16 protein-coding genes and 1 other annotated feature are annotated in these 18,733 nt (G+C 39.8%); of the genes, 9 read left to right on the forward strand and 7 right to left on the reverse strand.

What is annotated here, in order from left to right:
• Window positions 1-210: 210 nt before the first annotated feature.
• Window positions 211-1,098: a DMT family transporter gene (locus PQ578_RS19245; RefSeq protein WP_273836139.1), complete on the reverse strand. Its 888-nt coding sequence runs from the start codon at window positions 1,096-1,098 to the stop codon at window positions 211-213.
• 238 nt (window positions 1,099-1,336) lie between these two features.
• Between PQ578_RS19245 and PQ578_RS19250 the strand changes: the two genes are divergently transcribed.
• Entirely contained in the window at window positions 1,337-2,161 is an 825-nt protein-coding gene (locus PQ578_RS19250) for a DUF368 domain-containing protein (protein ID WP_273836140.1), read from the forward strand.
• 39 nt (window positions 2,162-2,200) lie between these two features.
• Here PQ578_RS19250 and PQ578_RS19255 read toward each other — a convergent pair whose 3' ends face one another.
• The 3 genes from PQ578_RS19255 to PQ578_RS19265 are packed head-to-tail and all read right to left on the reverse strand — an operon-like array spanning window position 2,201 to window position 5,000.
• The gene (locus PQ578_RS19255; protein ID WP_273836141.1) at window positions 2,201-2,656 is read right to left on the reverse strand and encodes a GtrA family protein; all 456 of its coding nucleotides are present in this window, start codon (window positions 2,654-2,656) and stop codon (window positions 2,201-2,203) included.
• Between the two features lie 21 nt (window positions 2,657-2,677).
• Window positions 2,678-3,820 (reverse strand): glycosyltransferase family 4 protein, encoded by a 1,143-nt coding sequence (locus PQ578_RS19260; RefSeq protein ID WP_273836142.1) that lies wholly within the window; start codon window positions 3,818-3,820, stop codon window positions 2,678-2,680.
• Between the two features lie 31 nt (window positions 3,821-3,851).
• The gene (locus tag PQ578_RS19265) at window positions 3,852-5,000 is read right to left on the reverse strand and encodes an NAD-dependent epimerase/dehydratase family protein (RefSeq protein WP_273836143.1); all 1,149 of its coding nucleotides are present in this window, start codon (window positions 4,998-5,000) and stop codon (window positions 3,852-3,854) included.
• 439 nt (window positions 5,001-5,439) lie between these two features.
• Here PQ578_RS19265 and PQ578_RS19270 point away from each other — a divergent pair, with 439 nt between their 5' ends.
• Window positions 5,440-6,618 carry an MFS transporter gene (locus tag PQ578_RS19270; RefSeq protein WP_273836144.1) on the forward strand — a complete coding sequence of 393 codons (1,179 nt, stop codon included), beginning with the start codon at window positions 5,440-5,442 and terminating at the stop codon, window positions 6,616-6,618.
• Between the two features lie 47 nt (window positions 6,619-6,665).
• On the opposite strand, the gene PQ578_RS19275 is transcribed toward PQ578_RS19270, so the two are convergent.
• On the reverse strand, window positions 6,666-6,863 hold the full coding sequence (locus tag PQ578_RS19275; protein ID WP_273836145.1) for a hypothetical protein: 198 nt from the start codon (window positions 6,861-6,863) through the stop codon (window positions 6,666-6,668).
• Between the two features lie 133 nt (window positions 6,864-6,996).
• Here PQ578_RS19275 and PQ578_RS19280 point away from each other — a divergent pair, with 133 nt between their 5' ends.
• The 5 genes from PQ578_RS19280 (at window position 6,997) to tyrS (ending at window position 10,985) form a co-directional block, all read left to right on the forward strand.
• Window positions 6,997-7,200 (forward strand): helix-turn-helix transcriptional regulator, encoded by a 204-nt coding sequence (locus PQ578_RS19280; protein WP_159781344.1) that lies wholly within the window; start codon window positions 6,997-6,999, stop codon window positions 7,198-7,200.
• Between the two features lie 2 nt (window positions 7,201-7,202).
• The gene (locus PQ578_RS19285) at window positions 7,203-7,577 is read left to right on the forward strand and encodes a permease (protein WP_273836146.1); all 375 of its coding nucleotides are present in this window, start codon (window positions 7,203-7,205) and stop codon (window positions 7,575-7,577) included.
• Between the two features lie 77 nt (window positions 7,578-7,654).
• A complete protein-coding gene (locus PQ578_RS19290) occupies window positions 7,655-8,005 on the forward strand; it encodes a hypothetical protein (protein WP_098442406.1) in 351 nt (116 codons plus the stop codon).
• A gap of 389 nt (window positions 8,006-8,394) precedes the next feature.
• A complete protein-coding gene (hemH, locus tag PQ578_RS19295; protein ID WP_273836147.1) occupies window positions 8,395-9,330 on the forward strand; it encodes a ferrochelatase in 936 nt (311 codons plus the stop codon).
• A gap of 123 nt (window positions 9,331-9,453) precedes the next feature.
• Window positions 9,454-9,678 (forward strand) — a binding site (T-box leader).
• A gap of 59 nt (window positions 9,679-9,737) precedes the next feature.
• Window positions 9,738-10,985: a tyrosine--tRNA ligase gene (tyrS, locus tag PQ578_RS19300; RefSeq protein ID WP_273836150.1), complete on the forward strand. Its 1,248-nt coding sequence runs from the start codon at window positions 9,738-9,740 to the stop codon at window positions 10,983-10,985.
• Between the two features lie 41 nt (window positions 10,986-11,026).
• Here the strand turns inward: tyrS and PQ578_RS19305 are convergent, their stop codons facing one another.
• The gene (locus PQ578_RS19305; protein WP_273836151.1) at window positions 11,027-11,785 is read right to left on the reverse strand and encodes a FixH family protein; all 759 of its coding nucleotides are present in this window, start codon (window positions 11,783-11,785) and stop codon (window positions 11,027-11,029) included.
• 264 nt (window positions 11,786-12,049) lie between these two features.
• The gene (locus PQ578_RS19310; RefSeq protein ID WP_273836152.1) at window positions 12,050-12,856 is read right to left on the reverse strand and encodes a GNAT family N-acetyltransferase; all 807 of its coding nucleotides are present in this window, start codon (window positions 12,854-12,856) and stop codon (window positions 12,050-12,052) included.
• A gap of 169 nt (window positions 12,857-13,025) precedes the next feature.
• On the opposite strand from PQ578_RS19310, the gene PQ578_RS19315 reads away from it, so the two are divergent.
• Window positions 13,026-17,930 carry a lamin tail domain-containing metallophosphoesterase family protein gene (locus tag PQ578_RS19315; protein WP_273836153.1) on the forward strand — a complete coding sequence of 1,635 codons (4,905 nt, stop codon included), beginning with the start codon at window positions 13,026-13,028 and terminating at the stop codon, window positions 17,928-17,930.
• 114 nt (window positions 17,931-18,044) lie between these two features.
• Window positions 18,045-18,731, forward strand: coding sequence for an HAD family hydrolase (locus tag PQ578_RS19320; protein WP_273836154.1), 687 nt, complete (start codon window positions 18,045-18,047; stop codon window positions 18,729-18,731).
• The last annotated feature ends 2 nt before the right edge of the window (window positions 18,732-18,733 follow it).

Here is an 18,733-nt window from a genome sequence, read left to right on the forward strand (position 1 = left end):
ATCCATATAAATTGGAAAATATCATATAGTAGGAAGAGGCTTTCTATCTTGAACACAAATTCGTATATAAGCATCATCAGCTCCAATCTTATACGAGTTTCCCACTAGTAGATCGTGAAACTGACAAAATGCGTTTACTTTAATAGGTGAAGAAGTGCAAAAAGAGCGCTAAACACATGGAGACGTTTAGCGCTCTTTTTATTGACTTAATTAATGAGATGTTTGCAGTTCTCTCTTTTTAAGCTTTTTTGCCTCATGGTTGTTACGTAGAAACATATAAAATGAGGCTGAGAAAATAATGATATAGCCAATAATACTCCATGTATCAGGAATTTGTCCGAATAGAACGATACTGATTAAAGCAGAGTAAACGACTGTTGAGTAGAAGAAAATCGAAATCTCGCGAGCTGGCGCAAACTTATAGGCAACGGTAAGGCCAAATTGGCCAAGCGTAGCGAACACGCCTGCTAGTAGAAGATAGATCAGCTGCTTCGTTTCCATTGGTTCATAGAACATAATCACGAATGGTAACAAAACAACGGTTGAGAAAAATGAGAAATAGAAGACAACCGTATAGAATTTCTCGCGTTGTCCAAGCACCCTTAGAACTGTATAGGCGCCGGCAGCGAAAATAGCAGAAAGTAGTCCAGAAATATACGGGATCGTTTCGAGCGAGAATTGCGGCTTGATAATCAATAACGTTCCGATGAAAGCAATGATAATGGCAATGATCTGAAAACGTCTTGCTTTTTCTTTTAAGAAAAGAGCAGAGAAGATAATCAATAAGAATGGACTTAGCTTATTGAGCATGTCGGCATCAGATAGAACGAGATTATCAATCGCGTAAAAATAGAAGATGATCCCTAGCGTTCCAAGAGCGGAGCGAAGTAAAAGGAACTTCTGGTTTTCTTTTTTACCGAATAGCCTTTCTTTGTAGTACATTACAAAACCAAATGAAATGATGGCAGAGACACCATTTCGAAACATTGTTTTTTGAATCGTTGGAACGTCACCTGATAGCTTTACTAAAGCAGCCATCATCGCAAAACCAAAAGATGATATTAGTAATAGGATAATTCCTTTATTTCGATCACTCATCTAATTCCTCCAGTGTGTGTAAATCACTTCTATCACTTTACTGCAAACCAATCGTCTTTTTCAACTGCCAGGCTTTAATTAGGAAATGTCACAAAATTGATTCACCCTTTTCGAAAGGAGATGTGGCATAGTAAATGATAGCGGACATTTTTTACGAAACAGAAAAACGTTCGGTTAACAAAAGGCGAGATATGGGTAAAGTAGGTACTAGACAGATAGCAAAAGGAGAAACGTGAACATGTTTGTGTGGCGAAATATTTATCGAGGTTTATTAATGGGTGTTAGTGACCTGATCCCTGGTGTTAGTGGTGGAACGATCGCGATGGTGCTTGGCATTTATCGTAGGTTAATTAGTGGGATCAATGGGTTAATGAGTAAGAATTGGAAAAAAGAACTCGGCTTTTTTATTCCCCTTTTACTAGGAGTAGGACTTGCGTTACTGCTCGTAAGCCAGCTTATGGAAAAGCTTCTTGAACATTATCCTCAGCCAACGTTCTTTTTCTTTATTGGACTAATCATAGGGGTAGTGCCATTTCTATTAAGAAAAGTGGATTACAAGAAAAATTTCGAGCCTTTCCATTATGGATTGTTAATTGTAGCGGCAATTCTAATTGCTTCTACGCTGTTTCTAAAAGGCGATGGTTCAGGAGAGATAATGAAATCATTAGACATGGTCGATTATATCATTCTGTTTTTCTCAGGATGGTTAGCTAGTACAGCGATGATTCTCCCTGGAGTAAGCGGCTCTTTTGTTCTTTTATTATTAGGATCGTATCAAACCGTTATACATGGTCTTTCTTCGTTTAATATTCCTCTTCTGTTAACAGTGGGCGCTGGAATCATTATTGGATTGAGCTTAACGGGGAAGGTAATTGCTCATTTACTTTCTAAATATACCGTCTCCACTTATGCGGTTATGATTGGATTAGTCATCGGATCCGTTGTCGTCTTATACCCAGGATTTCAGTCTAATGTAGGACTTGCCATTGCAAGTATAGCAACGTTACTCCTTGGATTAGGGGCAGCTATTGCTCTTGGTAAAATCGAGCATAAGGAAGCATAATAAAAACCGCAGGAGTTTCCTGCGGTTTTTTTGTGTATCTCATTGACTCTCCTGCTTTGGCTTCGTACGCGGAAACACGAGATGTTTCATCATAAAGAAGCTTGAAGCAGATGAGAGCAGCATAGCGAGTCCCTTTGAAATGTTGCGTTCAATGTAACGAGGAAGTGAAATCCATTCAAAAATGAGAAGCGCCCCATAAAAGACCAGGTTACTAATCCCAAGAGCGATCACAGCCTGGAGGAGAAACAGAAGCACTTGTTTTCGATCATGAATTGCTTTGGAGGGAAACGTCAGCTTCGCATTCCAAAAATAGCTATTGGTGATCGCAAGCACATATGAAATTGTGTTATACATAATAAGTTGGATTCGATCATCTGTAGGAAAGAACAGCATGAGCAGGTTTAAAGCACCGATGTCAACAAGTGCATTCATTACACCGATTGCACTAAAGCTCATTACCTGCTTTGAACCCCTTCCAATTCGCCACTGCTTCATAGACTCAACCTTCTATCATTTCTATTGGATCGCTTGTTGCTGCTTTTCTTGTTTCTGTTCAATAGCAGACTCATAGAAATCAAGTAGCTGCTGGGCTGGCCCACGCCATCCATAATCTCTAGAATGCTCGTACGCTTCTTTCGACATTTTTTTTAGTAGTCCTGGCTCTTGAAGGCGATTAATGACTTCAGTCAGATTACCGTTAGTACCTGAACGGTAGAGAAGACCAGTTGAACCATCTTCAACTTGTTCGTTCGTTGGACCTGATTCTGCGGCTATGACGGGAAGACCGCTTGCCATCGCTTCAAGAATAACAAGGCCTAATGTTTCCGTTGTTGAAGGAAACATAAAGGCGTCTGCAGAAGCATAAGCCCTGGCAAGCTCTTCTCCGTGTAGAAAACCAGTGAAGGTCACATTCTCTAGATGACCAAAATTCTTTTCAAGTTCACTTCGATAAGGACCATCTCCAACAATCGCAAGATGAGCATCTGGCTTTTGCTCAAGCATCGGTACAAGTGAATCTATTTCTTTTTCGAACGCTAATCTTCCGACAAAAAGAAGAAGAGTTTTATCTGGATGCTCATTTGATAACCGGCGTCGCATGTCGCTGTCACGCAGTTCAGGATTGAATCGCTCGGTATCTACGCCACGCTTCCATAAATGCATATTATAGAAATTTTGATCAGTTAACTCTTCTAAGATGGCTTGTGATGTACAAAGGTTAATATCCGCTTTATTGTGCATTCTTCTGAAGTGCCACCAGAGGAGAGGTTCCGACCATGACATATTGTAGTAATCGGCGTATTTTGGTACGTGAGTATGGTAAGAGGCGATAAGGGGGACGCCAAGTTTCTTACCATACTTAATACCTGAATATCCCATGAAAGCGGGGTTAACGACGTGAACGAGATCAGGATCAAACTCTTCTAGATAAGTTTTAATCGTACGAGTCGGCATGCCAAATTTCCGATGTTTATAGAGAAAGAATGTACGAGGCTGAACTCCATCAAAGCGAATATTCCGATAGCTACGCACTCCTAAATCTGGCGCGATGACCTGGATTTCGTGTCCTTGATCAATTAAATAATCAATCGATGCACGAAGCCTTGTCACGACACCATCTGTTGAAGGTAGGAATGTCTCGGTTACGATGGATATTTTCATAAGAACACCTCAATTAGTAATTTGCATCCCTTTACTTCCACGTAATATTCGGAAGAACGTTTTCTTTCAGGACGCGATCTTTGTATTTAAGTGCTGTATCAAGTGTTCTCGAAATGTGCTCATCTGTAAGGAGAGATGGCTCAAGCCCAAGATCAATTAAGCTCGTGTTCACTGCATGATAGTAGTGCTCTTCTTTCTCCACGCGAGGATTTTCAAGGTGATCAATGCTCACTTTAAGCCCTTTTGCTTCCGCAACACGCTGAACTTTCTCTGCAAGCTCGAGAACAGAAAATTCTTCTGTAAACTGATTGAAAACGCGGAATTCCCCTTTGTCAGCTGGGTTTTCTGCTGCGATTTCAACACAGCGGATCGTATCTTTAATGTTTAAGAACGCACGTGTTTGCTTACCTGATCCATACACGGTTAAGTTATGACCGATCGCAGCCTGGATAATGAAGCGATTGAGAGCTGTACCGAATACACCGTCATAATCAAGGCGGTTGATTAGACCTTCGTCATGCTCATCTTCGTCCGTATGAAGTCCATAAACAATTCCTTGATTTAAGTCTGTAGCGCGAATGCCCCAAATTTTGCAGGCAAACTGAATGTTATGGCTATCATGTACTTTTGATAAATGGTAGAACGATCCCGGCTGTTTCGGGAATGGAAGGACATCTTCTCGTCCTTTGTGTTCGATTTTTATGTATCCTTCTTCAATATCTATGTTAGGCTGGCCGTATTCACCCATTGTGCCCAATTTAATCAGGTGACAATCAGGGGTTACTTCTTTAATCGCATAGAGAACGTTTAAGTTACCGACAACGTTGTTCGTTTGGGTAAACACGGCATGTTCACGATCAATCATTGAATAGGGAGCTGAGCGTTGTTCCGCAAAGTGAACAAAAGCTTCTGGCTGCACTTGTTTGAAAATCTCTTTTAAGAAATCATAGTGCATTAGATCACAATCATATACGGAGATATGCTTGCCTGTTTTTTCTTCCCATCGTTGCACACGCTCTTCTAGCGGTAAGATCGGTGTTAGTGAATTGGAACGTAGTTCGTCATCCCACTTTCGTCGAACCATGTTATCAACGATTGTTACATCATGGCCCTGTTTTGATAAGTAAAGTGCGGTTGGCCAACCACAGAAACCATCTCCGCCTGCTACAATAATTCTCATAGATTTTACCTCCATCACAATGGTCGATTTAGTAGTGAAATCCTTGCTTTATCAAGTATTTACGATAGCATTCATCAAGACTGCATTCAACTTAGGACATTCTAATTTACGAAAACTTTAAATGAATCTGTGAACGTATACCTCTTTCATTCCCTAAACGAAGTGCGGGTACACCTTTAAGTTTGCCTGAAACACTTTATAAAAACAATTAATTAATTTAGAAAATTTAAAATAATAAAATTGGAATATGTTAGAATGAAATAAGAAATGTGTAAAATTACGTATTAATTTCATCATAACCCCTATACAAATAGTGATAATACATACTGATTACGGTTTCATAATTTTGTGAATAACTTGGAGAAATGGAGTGATTGTTCCAATGTAAACTGACTACCCTTACTTTATGAAAAAACAGAAATAAAAAGGGGTAGTTATGATGAGATTTCGTTCATTTCGTTTTCTATGGGTTGGGCAGGGGTTTGCCAACATAGGGGACGTTCTCTATATTGTGGCGCTTATTGCTGTTCTTTACCAGGCAACGGGTTCTGCACTTTATCTTTCGTTGTTACCGTTCACGATTACAATGGCTCGTTTTGTGAGCGGCATATTTGCACCGCTCGTATTAAACCGTGTGTCGTTAAAAGGATTGCTCGTCGGTTCACAAAGTTTAAAGACGGTGTTGCTAGGATGGCTTGGTCTGTCTTTATGGATTTTCACTCCTTCCGTGCTGTTCATATTAATGATTGCTTTTCTAATTGCATTTTTGGATGGGTGGGCCGCGCCTGCTCGGAATGCCATGCTGCCTCAACTCGTTACGGAAAATGAACTTGCGAAAGCGAATAGTTTCGTAGCGGTCGTTGATCAATCGATTCAATTTGGAGGTTGGGCGATTGGCGGTATCATGGTTGCGGCTACGTCTGGCTTTATTGTGATTTGGATTACTTTTTTGATGTATGTCATTTCTACGCTCATGATGGGTTTCATCGTCGTAAAAGGTTATCAAGATCGGCAATCGAAAATTCAAATGATGAGCGGTTGGAAAATCATTTGGAAGCATCCAGTTCTACGTGTTGTTCATATGATGATCGTTATTGAAGCTATCGCAAATGTCGTCTGGATTGCAGCGATTCTTTATATCTTTGTGGAAGAAGTGCTTATGAAATCAGAAGCATGGTGGGGATATTTAAATGCAAGCTTTTTCATCGGTTTGATTGCTGGTGGTATGGCAGTATCGAGATATACGCGTTGGTTTGAACGGTATATGAAGGAAACGCTACTAATGACGTGCTTTTCGATTAGTATTCTCACGTTTATTTTTGGCCTTTTAAGTGTCCCGGTAATAGCCCTTCTATTAACTGTACTTTCTGGAGTAGTTGAACAAATTAAATCCATAGCGATGATAACGATGATTCAAAAAAGATGTCCGAATGAGTCTCTTCCTGAGGTGTTTAGTGCACAGAGTGCTCTGATCTCAATCACGTTTGGTCTTGGATCTTTGTTTTATGGCTTTCTTGCTGAGCTTGTTAATGTGCCATTTGTTTTTGGTTTATCAGGAGTCTTATTGTTAGGATCAGCACTTTATTTACGAAAGAACATTCACATCTTTAATGAATAGTAAGAAACAGCCCTCATGCTAGCCTAGCAAGGGGCTGTTTCTCGTGTTTATCGATTTTGATCTTTATTTCCTGTTACATCAATAGCGGGCGTATTGTTGCCGAGATAGCTAGTAGGATGAGTTGGTTCCTCGCCATAGAAATCTTCATTGATTTTTTCGTCAACATTTACTGGGCCTTTCCCTTTGTAAAAGGAATCATTGATCTTTTTGTTGGCGCGCACGGCTTCGCTCGGATCTTGTTTCATTTTCGACCTCCTTATTTTGTCTGGACCTTTTTAGCATGTGTAGTTTAGTGGGAGATCATGTTTTGTAAAGTTAGCTTTACGTAAAGTGTGCTTTACGTTAAAATGATGGTGAAGAAGTTAGGAGGCCTTTTAATTGAAAAATGTACTACGTGAAAAAAGAAGAGAAAAAGGCTTTTCACAAGATCGTCTGGCAGAAATCCTGGGCGTATCAAGACAAACGATTATTTCAATAGAAAAAGGAAAATACAATCCGTCTTTACCGCTAGCACTCGAAATGGCAAAATTGTTTGGAACGATTGTCGAAGAAATTTTTTATTTAGATTCAGAGGGGGAGTAAGTGTGGGAATTAATAAAGCCTATGTTGTTTTTGGCGTCTTTTTTGCTTTAAATGCTTTATTACTACTGAGCGTTGGGATTGGGACAGGTAATGAACCGATTCCTGCGAGTTATATGCTGATATCAATGTCCATTATGGGTTTTTGCTTAAGTTACCTTCAGCCGCAATTTAAGGCGAAAGATGAGCGAAGTCGCATGATTCGAGAGAAGGGGATGTTTTATTCCTATTTTGCTGTGCTTGGGTATATCATGGTGTTTCTTTCTCTTCTTCAATTCAACATTGTAGAGATCAGTGCAGTAACGGTGCTGAGTGTGTTAGCTGCTATGCTGATTAGTACCGTTTTTGTTTCAATGGTGATCGTCGCTAAGCAGCATTAAATGCCATCACGATGATTAGAACGGATGAGAATCGGGAAACCCTTTTTGTGAGATCATCAAAAAGGAGTTGGATTGACATGAGTAAATCATTACAAGCCTATTTTACAACAGAGAACGATGCAGAAAGTGCAAAAGCTGATTTGCAGACTTATTCGGTAAGTCAATTGTCAGTTGAACATATTCCAGAAGATAAAAAGCTTAACATTGATGCACCTATTCCAGGACAAGGAACAGCTACACCGGCTGGAGCGAACAACGATTTGTTCTTCTCGAACGAAACGCCTACAGGAAAACAAGAAGAAAATGCAGATCCTTCTGGGAAGGCAGATCGAGAGTTTCGCTATTTGTTAGCATTTGAAACAGATGAATCAGATGATACAGATTTACGTGAAGTGGTTTCAAAACATAATGGTGCTATGGAGAAATAAGGACAAGAGCTGCGCGAATGTGCGCAGCTTTTTCTTATGAGTGGCGGTAGGGGGTCAGGTACGTACCTGACCCCCGCTTCTGACCCCCGCTTCACTACCGCGCTACTTCACAGCAGTATGAAAACAATCGTTGGTGGGCAGGCTTGAGATTGAAGTAGAAGAAGAGAAAGACAGAACGCAAGATGTCCGCTATACTAGTGAAGGAAGCGCATCGGAAGTGGCAATCTACATAAAGATTTGGTTCAATGAGTATGACACAGAACGTTGCGAATTTAAGTTCGGTTTCCTTTGATTCAGGGGAGAAAAAAAGGTATACTGATAGCTAGATGATAATAATTACAAAAAGATAGTTTGTTTAATTAATTATTGGACGAGAGGGGAACACATTCATGGCTAAAAAAACAATGGGATTACTCGTAATGGCGTATGGAACGCCGTATAAAGAAGAGGACATTGAAAGGTATTACACACATATACGACGTGGTCGTAAGCCGTCTGATGAACAATTAAAAGACCTCCAAGATCGTTACAAAGCCATTGGTGGTATTTCGCCACTTGCGAAAATAACAGAAGACCAGGCGAAAGGGCTAGAAGCTCATCTTAATAAGGTTCAAGACGAAATTGAATTCAAGCTATATATCGGATTAAAGCATATTGAACCTTTTGTTGAAGATGCTGTTCAAGAGATGCACAATGATGGAATTGAAGAAGCGGTTAGCATCGTCCTCGCTCCTCATTTCTCCACATTTAGCATCAAATCATACAATGGACGAGCTAAACAAGAAGCGGAGAAAATCGGAGGCCCGGTTATTCATTCAGTAGAAAGCTGGTATGATGAGCCGAAGTTTATCACCTATTGGGCAAAGCGAATTAAAGCTATCTTTGACGACATGTCTGACCAAGAGCGTGAAAAAGCAGTACTAATTGTTTCTGCCCATAGCTTACCTGAGAAAATCATCGCAAATGGAGACCCTTACCCTGATCAATTGAAAGAAACAGCCGACCTCATCGTTGAAGAATCTGGCGTTAAAAACGTGGCAATCGGTTGGCAAAGTGAAGGAAACACCCCTGATCCATGGATTGGTCCTGACGTACAGGATTTAACGAGAGATCTTCACGAAAAGCAAGGTTTTACTTCGTTCGTTTATGCGCCAGTTGGTTTTGTCGCGGATCATCTAGAAGTCTTGTTCGATAATGACTACGAATGTAAAGTTGTGACCGATGTAATTGGCGCAAACTATTATCGACCGGAAATGCCGAATGCCCAGGATGAATTTATTGAGATTCTTTCAACAGTCGTTTTGAAGGAACTGAATCATAAGTAATAGACACGCAGTCTGTCTTTTTCGCAGGCTGCTTTTTATAACTTGCAGATCGAAGTATGAAAGATCAATTGACAACCAAAGTAAAAAAAGATAAAGTAATGAGAAATTCATGTATCGGAATAATCAAAAGCTGTGAAGAGGAAGCAGTAGCGCGTTATGATCAGTAGTGGCAGAGAACCAGTGGGTGGTGTGAACTGGTACAGCATAGCCGTGAATTACCCCTCAGAGCTTTCTTGACGAACGGAGTGATCCTACTAGTCAGGAACGGGAGAACCGTTATCCAAATCGAGCCGGAAGAATTTATTTCTTCAATCAGGGTGGTATCGCGTGTTAAGCCACGTCCCTATTTATTATAGGGGCGTGGCTTTTTATATTATCAAATTTTACTTATTAGGAGGTCGACAGGAATGAACAGGAGCATGGATCAGTTATCAGCAGAACAAAGAAAGGAAATGGAAAGGCAATATGCGGTCTATACCCATGGAACGAGTCAAGTCATTCCTGGAGAGGAGCTTAAGGAGAAAATCGCTACTTCACTTCTAAAAAATAAGCCGCTTAAAGTTAAATTGGGTCTTGATCCTTCAGCGCCCGATGTTCATATTGGACACACCGTTGTGTTAAATAAATTAAGACAGTTTCAAGAAAATGGTCACATTATCCAACTGATTATTGGAGATTTCACCGGAAAAATTGGTGATCCGACAGGAAAGTCTACGGCAAGAGTGCAGCTTACTGACGAAGAAGTAGAAAGAAATGCAAAGACTTACCTTGAGCAGTTTGGAAAAGTTCTGGATCAAAGCAAGGTAGAGCTTCACTATAATTCAAAGTGGCTTTCTGAATTAAAATTTGAAGATGTAATTGAACTCGCCGGAAAAATTACAGTTGCTCGTCTACTTGAACGTGACGACTTTGAAAATCGAATGAAGGCGAATAAACCTGTTTCTCTTCATGAATTCTTTTACCCACTCATGCAGGGCTATGACTCTGTTCATTTGGAAAGTGATATTGAACTTGGTGGAAACGATCAATATTTCAACGTTCTCATGGGGCGTCACCTTCAGGAACAGTTTGGGAAAGAGAAGCAAGTTGTGTTAATGATGCCGCTGCTTGAAGGGTTAGATGGAATTGAGAAAATGTCTAAATCAAAAGGGAACTACATCGGAATAACTGAGAAGCCATCCGAAATGTATGGAAAAGCGATGTCCATTCCGGATGAGCTAGTTATAAAGTATACGGAACTCATTACGGACTTATCTCTTGATGAAAAGCTATCGGTTCGACAGGAAATTGAACAAAATGAGATTCATCCTAGAACGGCTAAAATGAATCTCGCCAAAACCATAGTTCGCATGTTTCATGGAGAAACAGCTTCTCAAAGTGCGGAAGCGCAATTTCAGCAAGTGTTTCAGCAAAAGCAGCTTCCAACCGATATTGAGGAAGTGATATGGGAAGGTGAGCGCTCAATCTCAGTGCCGAATCTACTCGTTTCGCTCGACATGTTATCCTCAACGAGTGAAGCGAGACGAATGGTGAAAAATGGCGGCATAAAACTGAATGAGACGAAAGTCACGAATGTTAACGAAGAAGTGACAGTAAAAGATGGACTCGTCGTTCAAGTAGGGAAACGAAAATTTAAGAAGATCAAATTAAACTAATAAAAGGCTCTCCCTTTCAAGTTAAAGGGAGAGCCTTTGCGTTATTCTGTGATTGTTAGGTTTTCTTCTGTATGTTCATGAAGTCCTTCGTCATTCTCGACATGAATGGTAACTGTGTAATCACCAGCTTCTTTAAACGAAGTTGTGGCTTCGTATTCGCCGTCTTTCATTTCTTCAGCGTCAATCCACTCAGCTTTTTCTTCCTCCACTTTCGAAATTTCATAACGAACGTCAGCACCTGTTAAAGCGGCATCGTCTTTTTGCAGGTGTGCCATTAACATAACCTCTTCATTGGCTTTCATTTCTTCAGGCTTCATGAGATGAATGGATACGGCGCTTTCATGTTCATGCTCGTGTTCATGACTTTCAGAAGCGGCTTCTTCTTCAGAACCTACCATGATCTCATTTTTCGGCATCGTATGTAGATCTCGAGCAGTTACATGAGATTGAACAAAATATTTTCCGGCTTCATCAAGTTGCTGTTCAGCCGAATACACGCCATCGCCATCATGAGAAGCTTCGATCATTTCACTCTCTTCTTTAGCGCCCTCTTTCCATACTTCGAACATCACTTCATCTGCATCGTCTACCTTTTCTTCTCCTTGTGTAACCGTGACAGAGAATGTAACCTTTTCACCTTTTTCTACTTTTTCAGGAGTATCAAGTGCAACTTCAAGCGTCTCAACTTGCGTCTCTTCAGCTGTTGAATTATTATCAGATTCATTTGCATTATCCTGTCCGCATGCCGCGAGAACAATCGCCATGCTAAGAATAGAAACTAACGACCCTAATTTTTTCATTTCATTCTTCCTTCCTTCCATTATCCACTAAACGATTTTCTAAGTGTACAGTATGACCAAAAATCGAATCTTGTAAACTCGATCAACACTTTAATAGTAAGAAAGTTAGGCGGTGATCTCAAGTGGATATTAGATTGACATGTGACTAGCTCATGACAAAATCGTATAACTCCAAACTTGTCAAAAGGAATAAAGTAGTTGAATAGAAATTGAATTAATTCCAGACGTGAAGAAAACGATCCGTATAGAGAGGGATCGTTTTCTTCACGTCATAGATGTTTCAGTTTCAAAACGGATCATCATCCATTTTTCAATATCCTGAAATCCAATCCGTTTATATATCGCACCTGCATCAGGATTATCATAGAAAAGACAAAGCACTTTCCCTTCTTGTAGAACGTCGAAACATAACTTACTCGTACATGTTGTAGCATAACCGTTTCGTTTATAGTCTGGTAAAGTGCACACGCCCACAACCATGGCGGATTGAGAGTTTTCTGCTGCTGTAGAGGCGGCTGATACAGGCTGGCTGTCCCTTTCAATATAGTAGGTTCTCGATACGCCTTTCTCTTGATTACGTTGTTTTTCCTCTACGGTTTCGGTGGCATCAAATTCATCAATTTTATTATGTAGGGAATGAATTTTATTCAGATCATTTAAATCTGCTTTTTTCACTTCTTCTATGTTCTTTAGGGAAAGCTGCTCCACGCTTTCACACTTTGCATAGAATAGTTCTCGACTTGAATGAGGGGGATGGGAGATGTTTGGCTGAATTTGATTGGTCACTCTCTTCAAACCCGACATCATTAGGAAGTTTGTATCATTTGAAATCCCCTTTGCAAAACCTTCCGCATCAAATTCGGCAGGAGCAAAGGGGATATAGTTTCTTTCATATTTTAATAGAACAGCTCGTAATGTTCCGTCTTCAGAGAAATCTCCCCACAGCTTTTGGAATGGTTGATCATAACCGTAGGCTTCAATGTCTCCTAGTATAAACAAATTTTCAGCTGCATGCGGCGTTAGCAAGGAAAGGCATTGGTGATGGTCTTTTTCTGTTAATCGTCTAATCAATTGGTTTTTTCCCCCTTTTTGGATGCTAACTCTCAATTTTACATAAGGAATTCAAAAAGTAAATAGATTCGGAAAATTTATCCTAATTTTACAATTTAAAAACAACCCATTAATAGTTTAACTCTACTATAAGAGAGGGGGTCCACAATGAACGAATGAGGGGGATGAAATGAAAAGGAATAAAGGTTTTAAATTAGTCAGTGTAGGAATGATTGCATGCCTGTTATGTTCGATGCTGTTTTCAACAAATCTAGAAAACTCAGTACAAGCGGAGGAAGTTGGGTTTTATCCGCTTCTTATTACAGAAATATCACCCAATATTAAAGGAGCGGAAGATTATGAGTATGTCGAGGTCTACAACAATACAAATCAGCCGCTCTATTTAAATGACTATGAATTCCTTTACCGGTATACAGATGGGAGCGCTGAAGATAAAAAATTTACTGTAGAACCAGCTGTCATCGATCCAGGTGAAACGAAGGTGCTATGGTATAACAAAAGTGGAAAAACCATTGTTGATTTTGAAAATCACTATGGAGTGACGAAGCTTCAAGATCAAGTGATTAGTCTTGGCGGAGAAGAATTTAGTGGTTTTTCAAACGGCGGAAATCGAGGGGTTGTTCTCCTTGATCGACAAGGAAATGAAATGCTTCGTGCTTCTTATGCTGGTGATCAGGCAGCTGAGGATTTGAGCGTCCATTATCAATATCCTATTGGGGATAAAGAGATGTTGATTTATCAAGCAAAACAAGCGCCAACACCAGGAAGTGTTGAGGAGTCCCAGGTTCCACTTAGTCCGCAACCGTTATCGAATGTTGCTATTACTCATGATGCACTGACAACGCAAAGTGGTAATGAAGATATGACAATTAGGGCTGGAATTACAGCGGAAACCGAATTGCAACACGTTTCGCTTGTTTATCAGGCATCTCAATTAGAAGAACCTGTTGAAGTTCAAATGAAGAAAGTAGAAGATCCTTCAGAACCTTATGGAGGGGTATACGAAGCCGTTATCTCCAAAGACAATTTTGCTTTTTCAAAGGAAATGACTTACTACATAAAAGTAGAAACAGCTCAATATACAAAGAACCATCCTGCTCATGCCGGTGAGCCGTTTACAGTAAAAATAGAAGAAGCGTTAAAAAATGAGCCGCCGGTAATCACGCACGAAGTTCCGGTACCGATTGAAAATCAAGATCTGACAATTTCCGCGGAAATAAAAGACGATACCGGTGTTCAATCGGCTGTTTTATCCTATCGTTTAGATGAAAAAATGGAGCCTGTCACCATTCCTATGGAGCTGGGAGAAGGTGATGTTTACTCGGCTGTTATTCCTTCTAATAAGCTTTGGTCCGACACACTTTACTATACAATTAAAGCAAATGATGGAAAGCATGAGGTTACATCGGAAGAGTATAACGTACATGTTGATCGTCCAGAAATTGATCAAACGAAATTACCAGAGTTACTCATTACTGAAGTTGTTCCTGATTCAACGAATGTCAATGGTGCGGATGGTTATGAATTCATTGAAGTATACAATACGACAGATCAAGCAATTAACTTCCAGGATTATAAAATCCAGTATCGGTATCCGATGGATGGTCCAGAAGCAGATTTGATTTGGTCACCTCAAAAAGAAGATGTCACCATTCCTTCAGGTGAATCAATGGTTTTTTGGATTATCAATTCAGCCAATCAAAATGAAACGGTTGCTGATTTTAACAAGAATTACGGATCAGAGTTAGTTGAAAATGAATCTATTGTAAAGATAGAGTCAAATGGCATGTCCAATAGCAGTGCCCGAGGAATTCTTGTTGCAACGAATACGGGTAAAGAGATTTCGATTGGTAATTATAACGATCAGGTCGGCATTGATGATACCGCTGCAAATAAAGGGATACTTTATACGTATCCAACAGATGGTGCACAAATTTCAAGGAAAATCAGTAGTGCTACTGAGCCAGCTTCTCCAGGTAATGTGTTACCAGGTCAGGTACCAGCTGATTTAATCAAAGTAGAAGAAGATAGCGAACCGCCTTCTATTGAAGCGCTACATGATTTTGAGAAAGTGAAGCAAACGGAAAATATCGAACTAATCTTTGATGCAAAGGATAATCACCTTGTGAAGACAGTAGTACTTTTCTATAAGCATGAGAGTGAAGAGAACTTCCGCAAAGTGTATTTAAAAGAAGACTTTGACGATACATTCTATCATCACACCATTTATTCACCCGATTTAATTGGTAGAAATGGAATTGAGTATTATACGGAAGTATCTGATGGAACGAACCGTATCAAAAGTGAGGTAAAAAAGATTGAGATTGAACAGCCAGTGAAGGAGGCCGTTCGATTAAATGTAAAAGATGGCGATATTCTCTCTGGAAAGGAAATCATAAAAGGCGCGGCAGATGGAGCGACACCAGATGATCTCCTTCTAAAAATCGATGGGGAAGAGCCAACAAACACGTTTAAAGCACTAGAAAACGAAGCGTATTTTGCATTTGATGTGAAGAAAACAAATCTCTTTTTCCAAAATGGCGTAACGATGGGAGAAGAAGCGCTTCTTATTTTTGATGATACAATCAATCGCTACATGACGCTATCGGTTCCGATCCAATCCAGTCAGCTTGAAATAGGGAACCAAAATACGATTAGCATACGTTCTGGAACGAAAGTATCACCATTTGACGACAATTCAGAAGAAAACCGTGATGATTTCTATGTGAAGAATATTCGACTTGTCATGAGTGATGGCACAATAATTCAAGACGAGGCTTATATGAACTTAGAACAGGAACTTACAATTGGAGATGGGGGCGGAGCTACTCCTGTAGTTGATTTTAACTTTACTCTTTCTGAAGACCTCTTTTCTTCTCTTGCTTACCAGTGGGATACAAGGAAGTCTAGGGACGGTTTGCATACCATTCAGGTTTACGATCCAAAGAAAGGGAGCGTAGAAAAAACAGTTCTTGTCGATAATACAGCTCCAACGATCCTTCCGACGATTAAAACAAAAGAATATAAAGGGAAGTTTACGATTGATGCAGAGCTTGTTGATAAAACATCTGGGATGGAAAAGCTAACTGCCACACTTGATGGAGAAACAGTCGAATTGCCTTATGAGACATCTTCTGTTGACCTTGAGGCTGGTGAGCACGTTGCTGTGTTTACAGGATATGATGTAGCTGGAAACAAAGCAGAAGAAAAGGTTCCATTTACAGTAGTAGAAGAACAGCCTGAAAAACCTGAAGTCATTTCGCCAGAGAATGGGGAAGGAAATGTAACTGGAAATCCTAAGCTAAAAGTGCTTGTGGAAGATCCTACTAATGACGAGTTAGACGTTGATTTTTATAAAGGCTATCAATATTCCGCTGGAGATAATAATATTAGCGTCCATGCGAACACAGTGGATACAGAACCACCTGGCGTTTTTAAACCTGAAGGGGAGAAAGCAATCACTGACAACGAGGTTCAGCTTATTTCGAAAGAAGATCAACAGTATATGACCACTGATTCGACGACTCAATTCCCTTATCACCGTTTTGATGTTGAGGTAGAAGAGTCGGTTCAGGATCGTGATCGTATTGCTCTTCATTGGAAAGGGAAGTCATTAGAAGGAAGAAAAGTATCGATGTATGCCTGGAACCATAATCAAGAAAACTGGGATCCGATAGTGCAGCAGATCGCTCCAGAAGGAGATTTCACGCTTGAAGGGTCTGTCATAGCTAAAGATTATGTAAAAGACCAAAAAGTGACGGTCCTTGTTCAAGATGAAATTCCAGAAAATCGTGATCAGTATGATTATACGTTTGTTTGGATGAGCGATACGCAATATTATTCTGAAAGCTATCCGTATATTTATCAAAAGCAAACCGAGTGGATTAAAGATCAGCAAGAAGAAATGAAAATTAAATATGTTTTCCATACGGGAGATTTAGTGGATGAAGCGGATAAAGTCTACCAGTGGAACAATGCAGATGCAAGTATGAATGTGCTTGATGATGCCGGCATTCGTTACGGCGTTTTAGCAGGTAATCATGATGTTGATAACAAAACCGGTGACTATACAGCCTTTTCGAAGTATTTTGGAGAGTCGCGCTTTAACGGTCGAGATTATTATGGAGAGTCTTATCAAGATAACAAAGGACACTATGATCTTATCTCTGAAAATGGCAATGACTATCTGATGCTTTATATGGGCTGGGGAATTGAGCAGGAAGAAATTGATTGGATGAATGCTGTTTTAGATCAGTATCCTGATCGAATGGCCATTCTTTCTTTCCATGAATATTTGCTTGTTTCAGGAAACCGAAGCCCTCTTGCAGATAAAATCTATGAAAAGGTCGTTGTGCCAAATAAGAACGTTGTTGCAACGTTATCAGGCCATTACCATGACAGTGAGTTATTAGTAGATGAAATTGACGACGATGGTGATGGAACAGCAGATCGAAACGTGTATCAAATTCTTGCAGACTACCAGGGAGGACCAGAAGGCGGGCAGGGTTATTTACGTTTGTTACACGTCGATGTTGCGAATAATCGAATCTATATGAACACGTATTCTCCTTACTTAGATGATTATAACTTCTATGATAATGAGCAATACCCAGGAAAAGATGAATTTACGATTGATCTTAATCTAGAGCCACAAGTGAAACGTGTAGCGACTGATTATTTTGAAGTAAATGTTTATACGGAAGAAAAAATCGGTTCAGATCAAAGGGTAAGGAGTGGAGGCATTGCTGAAGCAAAATGGAAGAAACTTGCTAAAGGTGAAACGTATTACTGGTATGCCACTGCATCTGATCAGTTTGGGGGGAAAACAACGTCTGACATTTGGCACTTTACAATGAAGGGGTCAAAAAATGAGAGAGTGGAGAAAGAGAAAGAAAAAGAAAAAGAACCTGCTCAAAAAGAGGATAATGAAGTAAAAGAAGATAAAAAAGAGGAGAATGGGATTAAGAAAGTTCAAACGAAGGATGAACAAAAACCTAAACCGAACGATGAGCTTGTAGATGAAGAGAATTCAAGCAGTGAGCAAGTAAACGAAGAAGATGCTGAGAATAAATAATTTTATGGAGATCGTGAGTCTGACTCACGATCTCTTTGTTTTGGAAGGAAATACAAGCTCTATAACAGAAGTGAAGAGAGAAGTGTGAGCAAACAATGAAAGGAATTAAGAAGGATGATAAAAGGAATTCTCTTTGACCTAGATGAAACACTTTTAAATCGAAAAAAATCAGTAGAATCTTTTATTCGCGACCAATATAATCGCTACGAACCTTATTTGGCAAGAGTAGAAGGAGATACTTATTGCTCTCGCTTCATTGAACTTGATAACAACGGATACACGTGGAAAGATCGCGTCTATGAGCGGTTAGTAGAGGAATATCAATTACCGTTATCTTCTGTAGAGCTTTTAGATGATTACCTTCTTTATTTTAAACAGCATTGTCACCCTTTTCCAGGCATGTTTGAAATGCTTGAGGCGTTGAAAAAAAGGGGCTACAAACTTGGCATCATTACAAATGGAAGAACGGAATTTCAATTAAGCAATATTCGTGCTCTTGGAATTGAAGCGTATTTTGATACCATTGTTATTTCAGAGAAGGAAGGAGTAAAAAAACCTGAGAAAACGATATTTCGACGAGCACTTGAACGTATCGGTTTAGAAGCTCATGAAGCAGTTTTCGTAGGAGATCATCTCATTAACGACATAAAAGGTGCGAAAGACGTAGGTATGAAAGCGATATGGAAAAAACGAGATAAGGAAATCGTAGAGATGGGGATAGACTACATCTATTCGCTGATTGACCTTTTATTCATTGTAGATGAATGGAATGCTAATAGAAACAAAACTAATCAACATTGAAC

Source organism: Guptibacillus sedimenti (assembly GCF_028610665.1).
GTDB classification, from domain to species: Bacteria; Bacillota; Bacilli; order Bacillales; family Guptibacillaceae; genus Guptibacillus; species Guptibacillus sedimenti.